Here is a 15,019-nt window from a genome sequence, read left to right on the forward strand (position 1 = left end):
CCAGCTCGTTGTCGTGGGTGATCACGATGATGGTGGTGCCGGCCTCGTTGAGCTCGCGCAGCAGGGCGACGATGGAGGCGCCGGAGCGCGAATCCAGGTTGCCGGTCGGTTCGTCCGCGAGCAGCAGGGCCGGGTGGCCGATGATGGCGCGCGCGATCGCGACCCTCTGACGTTCGCCTCCCGACATCTGGTGGGGCTTGTGGTCGATGCGATGTCCGAGGCCCACTCGGGTGAGCGCCTCACGCGCGGCCTCGCGGCGCTTGGCCCGGGGCACACCCCGGTAGAGCAGCCCGTCGGCCACGTTGTCCAGGGCCGACACGCCGGCCGTGAGGTGGAACTGCTGGAAGACGAAGCCGATGAGGGAGGAACGCACGCCCGACAGCTCGGTGTCGCGCAACGAGGACACGTCGGTTCCACCGATGCACACGCTCCCCGAGGTGGGGCGATCCAGCGTTCCGATGAGGTTCAGCAGGGTGGATTTCCCGGAGCCCGAGGGGCCGACGATGGCGACGAACTCGCCCTCATCGACGCTCAGGGATACTCCGTTGCAGGCGTGCACGGGGGGTGAGCCAAAGGACCGGTGCACGTCGGTCAATTCCAGGATATGGCTCATCGGTTGGGCACCACCACGCGCTGGCCTTCGGCGATGTCGTCGCCGCTCACTTCGACGCGGTCGCCCGCGAACATGCCGACGGTGACCGGGACCCGGGTCACGGTGCCGGCCTCGTCAACGACCTCGACACCAAACTGCTCGGAGGTCAGCGCGACGAGCGCACCCAGGGGCACGGAGAGGACATCCTTGCGCGTCTGGGAGGTGAGCCCGAGAGACACGGAGGCCTCCTGGGTGCCGTCGAGGGCCGACGTGTCGTCCGGGGTCACGGTGATCGGGACGATACGCTCCTTGGTCGTCTCCTTGGAGCCCTCGTCGCCAGGCTTATCCCTGGGGGGTTCGACGGCCGTGATCGTGCCGGTCGTCGATGCGGCGGATCCGGGCAGGCGAATGGTCACGGAGTTTCCGACGACGCCCAGGGCCTGGTCGGAGAGCTTGAGGTTCGCGGAGATGATCTGACGCGAGGACGAGGCCGTGAAGAGCTCCGTCTCGGTGGTCGCCGTGTCGCCCACGCGGGACTTGAGCGCGCCGATACGCATGTCTTCGGGGGCGAAGAGCACGGTTCCCAGCGGCAGCGTGCCGTTTTGCGGCAGCGTCAGGGCTTTCTGCCAGCGCTTGATCGCGGCGATCGTGTTCCAGTCGAAGTGGGCGTTCGGGGTGGCCTCGAAATAGCCGAGCTCGGAGAGCGCGCTCTCCAGCTGGGTGACGTCCTCGCCGTCGCTCATGCCTTCCTCGAAGGTCCTCCACGCGGGGGTCGCCCCGTGGAGCAGGTAGGTGTTGTTGCCGGCCACCGTGTAGACGTGCGATCCCTGCGTGAGGGTCGTGCCGGGCGTGGGCAGGGCGGTGACGACGCCGTCGAAGGCACTCTTGAGCGTGTAGGAGTCGGCGTACTGGAGGGTTCCCTGGACGGTGGTCTCCCCCACCAGGTCTCCGCGCTCGACCGTCGCGGTGGCCCCGTCGAAAGACTGGGGCGCGTCGGAAGCCGCGTTCGTGCCCGAGCAGGCCGACAGCGTCATTCCGGCGAGGACCAGCATCGCGAGTGATGCCGCGAGGCGTGGGGTTCGCGGTCGACTCACTTGGCGCCTCCGGGGTTGCCGAAGCACTTGTTGATCGCGTCCTGAGGGATGTCCTGCAGGTTCACGCCCTTGCCCGGCTCGGGGTCCTTCACGTCGTAGCCGAGGCCGCGCAGGCATTCCGCGCCCTTGATCAGCGCTTCGCGTCCCGCCGGGTCATTCGTCAGGTCGTCCTCGCCGGTGAGGTTGGAAACCTTCGCCATGCATTCGTTGAGGGCGTTGTTGAAGGCGTCGGAGTTGTCCTTGAGCTGGTCGGGGGTCAGGCCCGTGTCGGGCACGTCGAAGCCCTTCTCACGCATGCACTGGGCGAACACGAGGTTGGGGTCGTTGGATGCCGCCCCATTTCCCGAGCCGGAGCCGCCACGGGAGGATGAGGAGCTTGAATTGCCGCCGTTGGTCGAAGAGGACGAGTTCTGCGTCTGCGATCCGCAGGCGCTCAGGGCCGCCGCCAGGGTGAGAGCGATGACTGCAAGGACGCGCGTCTGCGTGCGAGTCTTCATTGAAACTCCTTGAAGAATTTTAGGGTGTGGGTCTCACTTCCGAGATAGATTACAGCCCTCTATCCTGAAAGCTACCTGAAAACTATCGGGGAGCGCGCGCAGAATTTCATCAGACAACCCTGGGAACACCGGTACGAGGCCGTGGCGGCCGTGTACGCACAAGGCTGAGCCTCGCGTGGGGCATGGTGAGAGCGAGGCCAGCTCCGGCCTTGTCGATCCTTGACACAAAGGGGGGCGGGGAACGCCCGCGCGTCCCCCGCCCCCCTTTCCTCACCCAACAGGCCTCTTGTCAGGACCGCGAGAGCTTAGCCCTCCGTGATGTCGGCGCGACTCATGTTCTGCTTGAGGTTCTCGACGATCTCGCCGTGCTTCTTCTCCGTCAGGCTGACCTTGAAGGCGAAGACCAGGAAGGCCAGGACAATGACGCCGAGGGGCGCGTAGAAGGCCGCGGTCTTGAAGGTCTCGATGTTCGCGGTGGTCAGCAGGTCGGGATCAACGTCGTTGGTCATGGCGGCCGCGATGGCGACAAAACCGACGATGGAGTTGGACAGGGCGCCGGCGATCTTGTCCAGCATGGGTCGGACAGACAGGGTCACGGCTTCGTTGCGCTTGCCGGTCTTGAGCTGGCCGTACTCGACAGAGTCCGTGATTGTCAGGATCGCGGTCATCTGGATGCAGGTGGCGGGCAGGTAGAAGAGAACCAGGGCGATGAAAACGATCGTGAGGTTTGTGGAGAAGAGGATGAACAAGATGTAGGCGATAGCCATGAGCACCATGCCACCGAGGTAAAGGTAGCGGCGCGGCACGCGGCGGTTAATCGCCGGGTACAGGGGCGTGACAATCAGGCCGACGACGAAGGCGATGATGCCGACGATCGAGTAGCTGTCGGGCAGGCGCAGCACGAACTTGAAGAGGTAGATCATGAAGCCTGTGGTCGCGACGTTCGCGATTGAGTACAGGACGTAGGACAGGGACACCCACAGCAGCTGGTCGTTGCGACCGATCGCCTGGAACGCCTGGAGGGGGCTGGACTTGTCTCCCGGATCGCGCAGGACGCTTTCCTCCTCGCGGGTACCGAATGCGACGGCGAGGCAGGTGATGATACCGAGGATTCCAACGACCGCGCCAAAACCGCTCCAGCCTGCCTGGCTCTCAGCCCCAGCGCCGGCCACGCTGCCGAAGAATGCGACCACGGGGACGACGATGGCGGTGACACCGTTGTAGCCGATCGAGCCGGTGAAGGTACCCAGGGCGGTATAGACGCTTCGCTCTTCCGAGGAGGAAGACAGGGCGGGGATCATGCCCCAGTAGGAGATGTCGCGCAGCGAGTACAGGACGTCGAGCACCACGAAGACGATGATGAAGACAACGATGAAAACACCCTTGTTGACGTTGACCAGGCCAAAAAGTCCGGTGAAGATCGCGAAGAGCAGGATCGATGAGCCGACACCGCCGATCACCTGCCAGGGCTTGAAGCGGCCCCAGCGCGTGGTCGTGTTGTCCACCAGGTTACCCAGCAGCGGGTCGATGAAGATCTCGACGATACGAATTATGAAGACGAGTGCCGTGATGATGCCGATCATCGCCGTGGCTTCTTCGGCCTCGTAGTCGCGGAACAGTGTCTGCGCCGCGTAGTAGGTGACAAAGAATGTCGACAGCGCGTTGTAGTACGCAGCCTGTCCCAGATTGCCGATCGCGTAGCAGATGCGCGATACCCAGCTCTTGTGTGCACCCTGGTTGTGCGACATGGTCCCTCTCCTTCGAAGCAACTCTAAGTTGGACACCTTTAAGTTAACGTATTTACCCAAGTACCGCAACGGTGTTCTTGATTACAGACAGTTTATCGGTTACCTAGTTGCGTTCATCGAAACAACCGGTTACCCTGATTGCAGAGCAAGTTCGCTCCATACGCAACGTCGCACATTCGGAGGTCTCCATGTCCCGCACCGCTCTTATCCACACGCCCAACCCGGCCTGGCTCCACGATCCGCAGGCCTTCGCTGTCAATCGACTGAGCGCCCGCTCCTCGCACCGCTCCACAGCGCCCCGCCAGAGCCTCGACGGAATCTGGGAGGTGGCACTGACCTCGGGCAAGTGCGTGTCGCTGGAGAACCCCACCAGTGCGTTCACTCAGGGGCACGTGCATGCAGTGCCCGTCCCCTCCACGCTTGAAACCGAGGGACTGTGGCCCCCGGCTTACGTCAACATCCAGATGCCCTGGGATGGGCACGAGGACCCGCAGGCCCCCGCTGCTCCCGCGGACTGCCGCGTCGCTGTCTACCGTCGTTCCTTCACACTGGACGAGGCCGTGGCGCAAACCCTGGATGCGCGCGGCAGCGTGCGAGTGCGCTTCGACGGCTTCGCGACGGCCCTCTACATCTGGGTGGACGGCACGTTCGTCGGCTACTGCGAGGACGGCTACACGGCCAGCGAGTTCGACATCACGGGCGCCCTGGCCGACGACCGGGAGCAGCACGACATCGTCGTCGTGTGCTACGAGCACTCCAGCGCCTCCTGGCTGGAGGGCCAGGACTCCTGGCGATTCCACGGCCTGTTCCGCTCGGTCTGCCTGGTGGCGCTGCCCACAGCCCACGTGGAGAACCTCGAGGTGGGCGCCGACTACGACCACGCGAGCGGCTCGGGCGGCCTGAGCGTCGCGGCCACCATCGCGGGGGCCTGCGAGGGCCTGACCGTGGCCGCCGAGCTGACGGACCCGGACGGGAAGGTCGCATGGCGCACCGAGGGGCCCGCGAGCGCGGAGCGCGTGGAGCTGACTGCCGACCTGGCGGATGTGTCCCCGTGGAGTGCGGAGTCGCCGGCTCTGTACACGCTGACCCTCGAGCTGCGCGGCCCCGACGGGGTGAGCGTGGAGCGCGTGAGCCAGCGCGTGGGATTCCGTCGCTTCGAGATTGTCGATGGCGTCTTCATGCTCAACGGGCGCCGCCTGATCTTCCGCGGAGCCAACCGTCACGAGTTCGATCCGCGCACGGGCCGCACGGTGTCGCTGGAGACCATGATCACGGACGTTAAGCTGTGCAAGCAGCTCAACATCAACGCGATTCGTACCAGTCACTACCCCAACGACACACGTTTCCTGGATCTGTGCGACGAGTTTGGGCTGTACATCATCGACGAGGCGAACCTGGAGACCCACGGCTCGTGGTGCACGCCGGGCGACATTCCGACGCCCGAGACGGCGATTCCGGGTTCGAAGATGGAGTGGGAGGGCGCGTGCGTGGATCGCGTGGAGTCGATGGTACGCCAGGATCGTAACCACGCGAGCGTGCTCATCTGGTCGCTGGGCAACGAATCGTATGGCGGTGAGGTGTTCCGCTCGATGTACCGCCGCTCGCGCGAGCTGGATCCGGCGCGCCCGGTCCACTACGAGGGCGTGACCTGGGATCGCGAGTTCGACGACGCCTCCGATATCGAGTCGCGCATGTACGCGCTGCCCGACGCGATTGAGGAGTACCTGCGCTCTGCTCCCAAGAAGCCCTACCTGTCGTGCGAGTACATGCACTCGATGGGTAATTCGGTGGGTGGTCTTCAGCTCTACACGGCGTTGGAGAGCTACCCCGAATATGGTGGCGGTTTCATTTGGGACCTCGTCGATCAGGCCCTGTACCACGAGGCCACGGTCGCGTCGGGTGGGGACTTCCTGGCCTACGGCGGCGACTTCGGTGACCGCCCGTGCGACTGGGAGTTCTCCTGCGACGGCATCCTGTTTGCGGATCGAACGCCTAAGCCCCAGGCGCAGGCCGTCAAGGCCTTCTACTCCCCCGTGACGCTCACCCCGAGCTCGGATGGGATCGCGGTGTCCGCGGTGGCGCTGCCCGCCCCTGCCTCCGATCTGTGCATCCGCGCTCGCGTGCTCGCCGACGGCGAGGTCGCGTGGGAGGAGACGTATGAGGCCGTGGCTGTCCCTGGCGAGGAGAGCGCCGTGGCCGTGGGTTGGCCGGGCGATCTGCTGGCTGACACGCAGCGCGAGATCGTTTTGGAGGCCGCGCTCGTCCTGGCCTCCGATACGCCCTGGTGCGAGGCCGGACACGTCGTGTCCGTCGGGCAGACGATCCACTCGCGTCCCGAGGTGGCCGACACCGCGCCTGCGGGCGGGGCCTCCTTCACGGTGGGCCGCTGGAACATCGGCATGCGCGAGGGCGACAACGAGGCGCTGCTGTCTCGCACGGCGGGCGGCATCGTCCAGTGGAAGCGCGGCCAGACGGCCATGGTGTTGCGCCCGCCGCGCCTGACCACCTTCCGTCCGCTCACGGACAACGACCGTGGGTGCGGCCACGGATTCGATCGCGCGTGCTGGACGACGGCGGGTTCCTACGCGCGCTGCGTGGACACCAGCGTCGAGGAGGGACCCGGCGGCGTTGTCGTGACCTACGAGTACAAGCTCGCGGGCTTGGAGGACGTGATCGTTCCGGTCTGCTACGAGCTGCGCGCCGACGGCACGATCCGCTTGACCGCGACCTACCCGGGCGCACAGGGACTCCCGACGATGCCCTGCTTCGGCGTGGAGTGGGCACTGCCGTCCTCGATTGACCACCTGCGCTTCTACGGCCTCGGCCCCGTTGAGGCATACGCGGATCGCCTGGACGGGGCGAACCTCGGCGTGTGGGAGGACACCGCGGTGCAGGGACTCGCGCCCTACGCGGTACCGCAGGAGTGCGGCTACCACCCAGGTACGCGCTGGTGCGAGGTGAGGGACGCCGAGGGCCATGGCCTGCGCATCGAGGCGCGCGGCGAGCTGGGCGTCTCGCTCCTGCCCTACTCCTCGGCCCAGATCGAGCAGGCCGGGCACTGGTGGGAGATGCCCGCGCCTGAGCAGCGCGCGGCGACCTACCTGCGCCTCCTCACCGCTCAGATGGGGGTCGGCGGAGACGATTCGTGGGGCTCACCGGTCCACGATGAGTTCCACGTCGACGCGAGTGACACGCAGGTCCTCGACGTGACGCTCTCGCTCATCTGAGATGAAACCGGCGGCGGCGCGGTGAGTGCCCACCGCGCCGCCACCGGCTGCCTATTGGCCCTCGACGCGAGTTCCGCCCGGCGCTCAGGACTCGGGTTCGGCCGTAGCGGGCACGAAACTCTGGCGCGCAACCAGCTGAGTCGACAGAAGCACGTGATGCTTGTGCGTGAAGCGCCCCACGATCGAGTCGGACAGCAGCATGAGGGCCGTCTCGGCCAGCTCGGAACGTTTTATCGCGTAGGAGCTCAGCGGCGGAGCCGTGTACTGGCATACCTCGAGGTTGTCGATGGAGACGACAGCGACCTGATCGGGCACGCGGATCGCTCGCGCAGATAGCGCCTGGAGGACGCCCACGGCGAGTGAGTCTGCGGCGACCAGGATCGCGTCGGGCAGGTCCTCACCCAGGGACTCAACCAGCTCGTCGACCTGGCGTCGGCCGTTGTCCACAGAGAAGGGACCAGAGGCACGGACAAGACCCTCGATAGGCATAGCCAGCAGGCGCGCCCACTCGTCAAAGGCGACGGTACGCGGGTCCTGGCCAAACACGTGGCTGCCCATCACGTGCCCGTCGCCACCGATGAACGCGATGCGCTCCCGGCCGCTCTCGCGCAGCGCGTAGATTGCGTCGATGACGGTCTGTTGCAGGTCGGGGCGCACGGAGTGGAAGAGCGTGGGAGCGGGATTGATGTCGATGAACACGCCGTGGGGCAGCGCCTCGTGCAACGCCTCCAGGTTGTCCCGCGTCAGGGGCGCGGGGCCAAGGGACACGAAGCCAGAGTAGTCTTGCCCGGCCTCGACCAGGGCACGCACGTCCGGGAAGAACGTCAGAGACATCATGTTCTCGGCTGCTCGTTCGCGCAGCGCCTCGCGCACGTCGGAAAAGTAGGAGTCTTGGGGCCCGTTGGACGGGTCGAAGTTTTCGAGCACGGCGATGGTCAGGGGGATGCTGGAGCGGGATGTGCGCAGCGCGTAGCCGAGCTCGTTGGCGACCTGAATCACTCGGTGTCGGGTGGATTCTTTCGCAGTGAAGCTGGGGTCACCAGATAAGACACGAGACACGGTCGCCTTCGAAAAGCCCGTCGCCTTCGCGATATCGCCAAGATTAACCATCGATCCTATCCCCAAACACCCTTGAACCAACTCGTGACAGTCTAACCGATGCGAGCCACGCGAACGCGAATGAGCGCTGCACCGACCGGGGCGTGTCGATGAACGAGGTCGGGGCGGGGTTTGCCCGCCCGCACTTAGAGGCGCGAACTCTCGTCGTACTCGGCCTTGATGTCCTCATGGTGGCGGATGACCTCACGGACCATGAAGCCCAGGAACTTCTCCGCGAAATCGGGGTCGAGGCCGGAGGAGGCGGCCAGCGTGCGCAGGCGCTCGACCTGGCGGGCCTCGCGGGCTGGGTCTGCGGGAGGCAGGTCCAGGCGCGCCTTGATGTGGCCGACGCGCTGCGTGCAACGGAAACGCTCGGCGAGAATGTGGACGAGGGCGGCGTCGATGTTGTCGATTGTTGCGCGTGCCTCCGCCAGCTCGGCGGGAATGCCGCTGACTCCCCGGTCGGCCGACGATGCCAACACGGCCTCGTCACGATCCTGCATACAATCCTCCTGGTGCGTATCGACTGCCCCCAGTCTAGCGAGAGGACTCAGGCGCTGCGCTTGCCTTCCGAGGAACGTTCGGGGTACAGCTCGGCCTCGCCCACGCCCTCCACCAGGTCGCGGGTGACGACCACGCGGGCAACGTCGTCGCGGCTGGGCAGGTCAAACATGAGGTCGGACAGAGTCTGCTCCATGATCGAGGACAGGCCACGCGCTCCGGTCTTGCGTTCGTTGGCACGCGCGGCGATGGCCAGGAGCGCCTCGTGGGTGAACTCCAGGTCCATGCCGTCCAGCTCGAAGAGGTGCTGGTACTGGCGCACCAGAGAGTTCGACGGCTCGGTGAGGACGCGCACCAGGTCCTCCTCCGTCAGCTCCTTCGTGGAGGTCAGGATGGGCAGGCGGCCAATAAACTCGGGAATCATGCCGAACTTGTGCAGGTCCTCGGCGGACACGGCCTCGTACAGGTCGCCCATCTCCGAGGTGCTCTTCAGCTCCGAACCGAAGCCCGTGGAGCGACGCCCCAGGCGCCCCTTGACAATATCCTCGATGCCCGCAAACGCGCCGGCCGCGATGAAGAGGATGCCGGAAGTGTCAATCTCCAGGAACTGCTGGTGGGGGTGTTTGCGCCCGCCCGTGGGGGGTACGGAGGCGACCGTACCCTCGATGATCTTCAGGAGCGCCTGCTGGACACCCTCGCCGGACACGTCGCGCGTGATCGAAGCGTTCTCAGCCTTTCGGCCGATCTTGTCGATCTCGTCGACGTAGATGATGCCCTTCTCGGCCTTCTTGATGTCGCCGTCGGCCTCCTGGATGAGGCGCAAGAGAATATTCTCCACGTCCTCGCCCACGTAGCCGGCCTCCGTCAGCGCGGTGGCGTCCACGATCGCGAAAGGCACATCGAGGAGGCGGGCCAGGCAACGCGCCAGGTGGGTCTTGCCCGTGCCCGTGGGACCCAGCAGCAAAATGTTGGACTTCGTGCCCAGCATGTCCTCGGCGTTGCCCGCCTCGCGCGAGCGCACGCGCTTGTAGTGGTTATACACGGCCACGGACAGGGCGCGCTTGGCACGGTCCTGGCCGATCACCCACGTATTGAGGAATTCGTTGATTTCACGAGGCTTAGGCAGGGGCGTCGACGAGGTCGAGGCCTGCTGTGCGCCGAGCTCTTCCTCGATAATCTCGTTACACAGCTCGATGCACTCGTCGCAGATATATGCGCCGGAGCCACCGATGAGCTTACGCACCTGCTTCTGGCTCTTCCCGCAGAAGGAGCACTTGAGCAGTTCCGCGCCATCAGTCAGACGAGCCACGAGACCTCCACTTGATTGAGCGTTTTCCGTTCGGTCGGAGACGCTGTCGCACTTACTAGAAAATAACCTAATGCACAAGGGGATATTTTCCACGCAGGCGCGCTCATTGTTATGAAATGTTCACACATCACCACAAAAGGTACCGGTCCCCTGCCGTCACCCCGCGTGCATATATGACGAGGCCGCAGCGCCCCCGCACTCACCGGCACAGGGAATCCACGGCCTCGTCAACATCTCACAAGTCACAGAGCCTTGCGGGACTCCAGGACCTGGTCGATCAAGCCGTACTCGGCGGCCTGCGGGGCGGTGAGGATCTTGTCGCGCTCGATGTCGCGGCGCACCTGCTCCACCGGCTTGCCCGAGTGCTTCGAGAGGGTGTCCTCGAGCCATGCGCGCATGCGGTCGATCTCGTCTGCGACGATCTGGATGTCCGAGGCCTGCCCCTGCATGCCCTCCATCGCCGGCTGATGAATGAGGACGCGCGCGTTGGGCAGCGCCAGGCGCTTGCCGGGCGAGCCAGCAGCCAGCAGCACGGCCGCGGCCGAGGCGGCCTGACCCAGGCAGACCGTCTGAATCTGCGGCTTGATGTACTGCATCGTGTCGTAGATCGCGGTCAGCGCCGTGAAGGAGCCGCCGGGCGAGTTGATGTACATGGTGATCAGCGAATCGGGATCCTGGGACTCCAGGACCAGCAGCTGTGCCATGACGTCGTCGGCGCTGGCGTCATCCACCTGCACGCCCAGGAACACGATGCGGTCCTCGAACAGCTTCGTGTAGGGGTTCTGGCGACGGAAACCGTAGGCAGTGCGCTCCTCGAAATCGGGCAGCACGTAGCGGGCCTGGGGCATCTGGCGTGCGACCGCCTCAAAGTAGGGCTGGGTGCTCATCAGTTCTCTCCTCGCGTTCCGATCTCCTGCGGGCTGTCGATCACGCGGTCGACGAAGCCGTACTCGAGGGCCTCCTGCGCCGTGAACCAGTGGTCACGATCGCCGTCGGCCTCCACCTGCTCAACGGTCTTACCCGTTCGAGACGCGGTGATGGCTGCGAGTTCCTTCTTCATGCCCAAGATCAGGTCCGCGTTGATGCGAATCTCCGTCGCGGAGCCGCCAGCGCCACCCAGGGGCTGGTGCAGCAGGACGCGGGTGTGGGGCGTGATGTAGCGCTTGCCGGGCGCGCCCGCAGTGAGCAGGAACTGGCCCATCGACGCGGCCAGGCCCATGCCGACCGTGACGACATCCGGCTTGATGTACTGCATCGTGTCGTAGATGGCCATGCCGGCCGTCACCGAGCCGCCGGGCGAGTTGATGTACAGGTAGATGTCGCGGTCCGGGTCCTCTGCCGCGAGCAGCAGCAGCTGCGCGCAGATCGCGTTCGCATTGTCATCGCGAACCTCGCCACCCAGCCAAATGATGCGCTCCTTGAGCAGGCGCTGGTAGACCGAGTCGCCCAGTCCCAGCTGCGAGCCTTCGCCGGCAACCCCGGTATTGTGCACGCTCACGCGTACCTCCTCGTCTGTTCGCGGGCCCAGTCGGCCCCATTGGTGTCAACCGTACCCGCTGCGCGCCCCCCGGCGCGCGCGCCGGGCCGCCGTTTCGCTGTCGGCACATGAGCGAGGCACGTGCACTGAGTACATGCGGTGAGGGGACGAGGCCGAAGCCTCGCCCCCTCAACCCACGAGTTAGTCACTCGCGCGCTGGATCACCCGCAGCGGGTCACTCCTGCTCGCCGGCAGACTCGGTGATGATCTCCGCGCCCTCTTCGGTGGCCGGATCGGTGCCAAAGAACTTGGACAGGTCGACGTCGGCGCCGTTCGTGTCCTTGACTGAGACGACCTTGAGGGTCTCGATGAGAGCCTTCGAGCGACCCAGGTCAGCCACGACGTTCGCCATCTGCTGGGAGGAGGAGAACAGCTGGTTGATGTCGATGCCGAAGTTCTGCGACATCTGGATCGCGTAGTCGATGAGCTCCTGCTGGGAGACCTGAACGTCGAACTTCTTGGCCAGGGCCTCGGAGAGCAGCTCGGTGCGCATCTCCTTCTCGACGGCCTCGCGGGCCTCCTTCTTCGCCTTGGGCTTGGCGTCCTCGCCGACGCGGTGCTCGACCTGGTGGTCGACCGCGGACTCGGGCAGGACGATCTCGACCTTGTCGAGGAGGACGTCGATGAGGGCGTCGCGCGCGGCGAGGGCCTGCTGGGACTCCTTGGACTGGGCGGCCTGCTTCTTGAGGTCCTCGGTCAGCTCCTCCAGGGTGTCGAATTCGGACACCATCTGGGCGAAGTCGTCGTCGGCCTTGGGCAGCTCGCGAGCCTTCATGGCCTTGACGGTGATGGTCACCTCGGCCTCTTCACCCTCGTGGTCGCCGCCCTTGAGCGTGGACGTGAAGGTGACCTCGTCGCCGGCCTTGGTGCCGCGCAGCGCGGTGTCCTGGCCGTCGAGCATGGAGCCGGAGCCGATCTCGTAGGAGACGTCGGAGGCGGAGTCAACCTGCTCGCCGTCGATCGTGGCGACCAGGTCGATGGTCGCGAAGTCGCCGGTCTTGGCCTTGCGGTTGATGGTCTTCAGGGTCGCGAAGCGGCCGCGCAGGTCGTCGAGTTCCTTCTGCACGTCCTCGTCGGTGACCTCGGTGGGCTCGACCTCGACGACGATGGATTCGTCGATCTCGGGCAGCTCGAACGGGGGAACGACCGCGACCTCGGCGGTGAAGACGAGCTGTCCGCCCTGGGGGCCGGTCGCGTTCGGGATCTCGGTGACGTCAATCTCGGGCTGAGCCATGGGGCGCAGGTCGTTCTGGTTGATGGCGTCGGAGTAGTGGCCGGGCAGGACCTGGTTGACGACCTGCTCGATGACGGCGGCGCGGCCGAAACGCTGGTCGATGATGCGCGGAGGAACGTGGCCCTTACGGAAGCCGGGGATGTTGACCTGTCCGGCGATCTCCTTGTACGCCTTGTCCATCTCGGACTTCAGTTCCTCGTAGGGAACCTCAACGGTCAGGCGAACCTTGGTGGGCTCGAGGTTTTCAACGGTGCTCTTCACGTGCGCACGCTCCGTAGTCTACGAATCGGGGAACGCCCATTTCGGGCGCATAACAACTCGCCTAGTCTACGCCACGCTTTGCCCGATGTCTCTCTTCGGCGCCCCAAACGCGCCTATGGAGCCCCTCACGGCCTTATCGCGTGCGCAATGACACACGTTTCCCCTGTTCCTCGGCTCAACGACGAGGCCTGGGCACCCCGGTCGGAGGCGCGCACTCAGGGGGTGAGGTAGTGGGAGCGCCCGCGCACGACGGCGGCGAGACGCGAGCGCGGCACCTCGGCGACGCCCCTGACGGCGTCGGTGATCAAGGCGTGAGTCGCTCGCGCGTCAGCGTCGTCGATCGCGGTGAAGCGGGCGGTGACGCGCGGCTGGCCGGAGGCGATGGCGATGTCCCAGGATTCGAGCCGAGTCACGGAGCGGGCCGCCGCTTCGACGTCCTCGGGGCGGTGCCCGGGTGCCATGGTGGTGACCGTCAGGATGGTGCGATAGGACGGCACGGTCACTCCCCCGTTCACGTTGGCGGACGCGACAGCGGTGCCGCGACTGGTCGGGGTGACAGGATTTGAACCTGCGGCCCTCTGCTCCCAAAGCAGATGCGCTACCAAGCTGCGCTACACCCCGTCGGACTGGTGCCCGCTGACCCATCATACGGGAGGGGCGAATAAATGTCGCGCACGTAGACAATAACCGCTAGGATCATCCACGTCCCCTCCGGGGGTACGCGGATGTAGCTCAATGGTAGAGCCTCTGCCTTCCAAGCAGATCACGCGGGTTCGATTCCCGTCATCCGCTCCACTGCCAGGAAAGCCCCGGGCCGCTCGGCCCGGGGCTTTGGCGTTAAAGGACAAAACGTGTTGGTCTTGTACTGGCTTTTCTGCGTGATGGTGCGGAAAAATCGGGTTATAGGACACTGCGTGTTGCTGGAAGGGTAACTTTTGGGCTTTCTGGTGCGGGAAAGTCGATGTTTTAGTTGGTTGGGACCAACTATGAGGATGGACAAATCGTGTTGCTAGCAGGGTGACTTTTCGGCTTTGTCGCGCGGGAAAGTCACGATTTTAGTTGGTCGTGCTTGCCTCGTTCCTGTGAATACTGCATCATGCCCTGTGTGTGGCCGCCCCATGATCCGTCACGGTAAGACGTCAACAGGTCGTCAGCGCTGGCGGTGTAAACCCTGCAAAATCACGACGCTGAACGAAATAGACTCCACGGCCAAGCATCTTGATGAGTTCTTGGCCTGGCTGCTGGGTCGACGTCGTCAGGTGGATTTGCCTGGTGGGGGCCGCTCGTTTCGTAGGCGTTGTGAGCCGTTGTGGCAGTTATGGCCTTTCAGCCCGATCATCGATGAGGTTCATGAGGTCATCTTCGTCGACGGCATCCACCTGGGCCCAAACGCCGTGGTCCTCATCGCCCAAACACCCGATTGCGTGCTGGGCTGGTACGCGGCTAGGAGTGAGAATTCTCGGGCCTGGGGCGCGCTCATGAGCCGGATCGCGCCCCCGGCCCTGGTCGTCACCGACGGGGGCAGCGGGTTCGCGAGGGCGTGCAAGAAGGTCTGGCCCGCCACGCGCGTCCAGCGCTGTACCTTCCACGCGTATTGCCGTATTCGCCAAGCCACCACAACGCGCCCCAAACTGGAGGCCTCGCGTAGCTTGTACGCTCTGGGGCGCCAGCTCACGCACGTGCAAGACATGGGCGTGTTTAATTGTCTGTGTATCCGTCTTTTGTTTGAAAGGATTGATGCATGATGAATGATGATGATGTTGTTGCGGCTCGCGCTAGTGGGCGTGAGACGGTGGAGGAGCTGCGTCGCTCGGGGGCGTTGGATGCGTTGTTTGAGCGTCTTGATGCTGGCGAGGTCGAGATGACGGGCAGTCAGGGCTTGTTGCCGGCGTTGCTCAAGGAGGCCTTGGAGCGCGGGTTG

13 protein-coding genes, 2 tRNA genes and 1 pseudogene are annotated in these 15,019 nt (G+C 65.0%); 4 read left to right on the forward strand and 12 right to left on the reverse strand.

Annotation, left to right across the window (positions count from 1 at the left end):
* The 4 genes from HMPREF1138_RS09115 to HMPREF1138_RS09130 form a co-directional block, all read right to left on the reverse strand.
* Nucleotides 1–613: ABC transporter ATP-binding protein (locus HMPREF1138_RS09115; RefSeq protein ID WP_039937783.1), on the reverse strand; the 613-nt coding region annotated here is incomplete at its 3' end.
* On the reverse strand, nt 610–1,644 hold the full coding sequence (locus tag HMPREF1138_RS09120) for a peptidoglycan-binding protein (RefSeq protein WP_009059027.1): 1,035 nt from the start codon (nt 1,642–1,644) through the stop codon (nt 610–612). The genes HMPREF1138_RS09120 and HMPREF1138_RS09115, both read right to left, overlap by 4 nt.
* A 38-nt stretch (nt 1,645–1,682) precedes the next feature.
* Nucleotides 1,683–2,183 (reverse strand): hypothetical protein, encoded by a 501-nt coding sequence (locus HMPREF1138_RS09125; RefSeq protein ID WP_009059035.1) that lies wholly within the window; start codon nt 2,181–2,183, stop codon nt 1,683–1,685.
* A gap of 305 nt (nt 2,184–2,488) precedes the next feature.
* On the reverse strand, nt 2,489–3,931 hold the full coding sequence (locus HMPREF1138_RS09130) for a glycoside-pentoside-hexuronide (GPH):cation symporter (protein ID WP_009059024.1): 1,443 nt from the start codon (nt 3,929–3,931) through the stop codon (nt 2,489–2,491).
* 188 nt (nt 3,932–4,119) lie between these two features.
* Here HMPREF1138_RS09130 and HMPREF1138_RS09135 point away from each other — a divergent pair, with 188 nt between their 5' ends.
* A complete protein-coding gene (locus HMPREF1138_RS09135; RefSeq protein WP_009059043.1) occupies nt 4,120–7,158 on the forward strand; it encodes a glycoside hydrolase family 2 TIM barrel-domain containing protein in 3,039 nt (1,012 codons plus the stop codon).
* Nucleotides 7,159–7,242: 84 nt separating this feature from the next.
* Here HMPREF1138_RS09135 and HMPREF1138_RS09140 read toward each other — a convergent pair whose 3' ends face one another.
* From HMPREF1138_RS09140 to HMPREF1138_RS09175, 8 genes are all read right to left on the reverse strand, one after another.
* Entirely contained in the window at nt 7,243–8,268 is a 1,026-nt protein-coding gene (locus tag HMPREF1138_RS09140; RefSeq protein ID WP_009059037.1) for a LacI family DNA-binding transcriptional regulator, read from the reverse strand.
* 134 nt (nt 8,269–8,402) lie between these two features.
* Nucleotides 8,403–8,759, reverse strand: a complete 357-nt coding sequence (locus HMPREF1138_RS09145) for a chorismate mutase (RefSeq protein WP_009059044.1) — start codon at nt 8,757–8,759, stop codon at nt 8,403–8,405.
* Nucleotides 8,760–8,806: 47 nt separating this feature from the next.
* Entirely contained in the window at nt 8,807–10,066 is a 1,260-nt protein-coding gene (gene clpX / locus HMPREF1138_RS09150; RefSeq protein WP_009059023.1) for an ATP-dependent Clp protease ATP-binding subunit ClpX, read from the reverse strand.
* A 242-nt stretch (nt 10,067–10,308) separates the two neighbouring features.
* Nucleotides 10,309–10,953: an ATP-dependent Clp protease proteolytic subunit gene (locus HMPREF1138_RS09155; RefSeq protein WP_009059029.1), complete on the reverse strand. Its 645-nt coding sequence runs from the start codon at nt 10,951–10,953 to the stop codon at nt 10,309–10,311.
* Nucleotides 10,953–11,564, reverse strand: coding sequence for an ATP-dependent Clp protease proteolytic subunit (locus tag HMPREF1138_RS09160; protein WP_009059033.1), 612 nt, complete (start codon nt 11,562–11,564; stop codon nt 10,953–10,955). The genes HMPREF1138_RS09155 and HMPREF1138_RS09160 overlap by 1 nt, the downstream gene beginning before the upstream one ends.
* 214 nt (nt 11,565–11,778) lie before the next feature.
* Nucleotides 11,779–13,098, reverse strand: coding sequence for a trigger factor (gene tig, locus HMPREF1138_RS09165; RefSeq protein WP_009059041.1), 1,320 nt, complete (start codon nt 13,096–13,098; stop codon nt 11,779–11,781).
* A gap of 215 nt (nt 13,099–13,313) precedes the next feature.
* A complete protein-coding gene (locus HMPREF1138_RS09170; protein WP_039937788.1) occupies nt 13,314–13,595 on the reverse strand; it encodes a hypothetical protein in 282 nt (93 codons plus the stop codon).
* A 47-nt stretch (nt 13,596–13,642) separates the two neighbouring features.
* Nucleotides 13,643–13,719 (reverse strand) — tRNA-Pro (locus HMPREF1138_RS09175).
* Nucleotides 13,720–13,819: 100 nt separating this feature from the next.
* Between HMPREF1138_RS09175 and HMPREF1138_RS09180 the strand changes: the two genes are divergently transcribed.
* The 3 genes and pseudogenes from HMPREF1138_RS09180 to HMPREF1138_RS09190 form a co-directional block, all read left to right on the forward strand.
* A tRNA-Gly gene (locus tag HMPREF1138_RS09180) sits at nt 13,820–13,893 on the forward strand.
* 308 nt (nt 13,894–14,201) lie between these two features.
* Entirely contained in the window at nt 14,202–14,843 is a 642-nt protein-coding gene (locus tag HMPREF1138_RS10525; protein WP_443110660.1) for an IS1/IS1595 family N-terminal zinc-binding domain-containing protein, read from the forward strand.
* Nucleotides 14,843–15,019: pseudogene (locus HMPREF1138_RS09190) on the forward strand (IS256 family transposase); the annotation flags it as partial. The gene HMPREF1138_RS10525 and the pseudogene HMPREF1138_RS09190, both read left to right, overlap by 1 nt.

The sequence above is a fragment of the Actinomyces sp. ICM58 genome (assembly GCF_000283035.1).
Taxonomy (GTDB): Bacteria; Actinomycetota; Actinomycetes; order Actinomycetales; family Actinomycetaceae; genus Pauljensenia.

Bases quoted from the DNA above. Each gene is read 5' to 3' on its own strand.
- HMPREF1138_RS09145 (WP_009059044.1), bottom strand. From the start codon at position 8,759: ATGCAGGATCGTGACGAGGCCGTGTTGGCATCGTCGGCCGACCGGGGA.
- HMPREF1138_RS09155 (WP_009059029.1), bottom strand. From the start codon at position 10,953: ATGAGCACCCAGCCCTACTTTGAGGCGGTCGCACGCCAGATGCCCCAG.
- HMPREF1138_RS09120 (WP_009059027.1), bottom strand. From the start codon at position 1,644: ATGCTGGTCCTCGCCGGAATGACGCTGTCGGCCTGCTCGGGCACGAAC.
- HMPREF1138_RS09125 (WP_009059035.1), bottom strand. From the start codon at position 2,183: ATGAAGACTCGCACGCAGACGCGCGTCCTTGCAGTCATCGCTCTCACC.
- HMPREF1138_RS09130 (WP_009059024.1), bottom strand. From the start codon at position 3,931: ATGTCGCACAACCAGGGTGCACACAAGAGCTGGGTATCGCGCATCTGC.
- HMPREF1138_RS09140 (WP_009059037.1), bottom strand. From the start codon at position 8,268: ATGGTTAATCTTGGCGATATCGCGAAGGCGACGGGCTTTTCGAAGGCG.
- HMPREF1138_RS09135 (WP_009059043.1), top strand. From the start codon at position 4,120: ATGTCCCGCACCGCTCTTATCCACACGCCCAACCCGGCCTGGCTCCAC.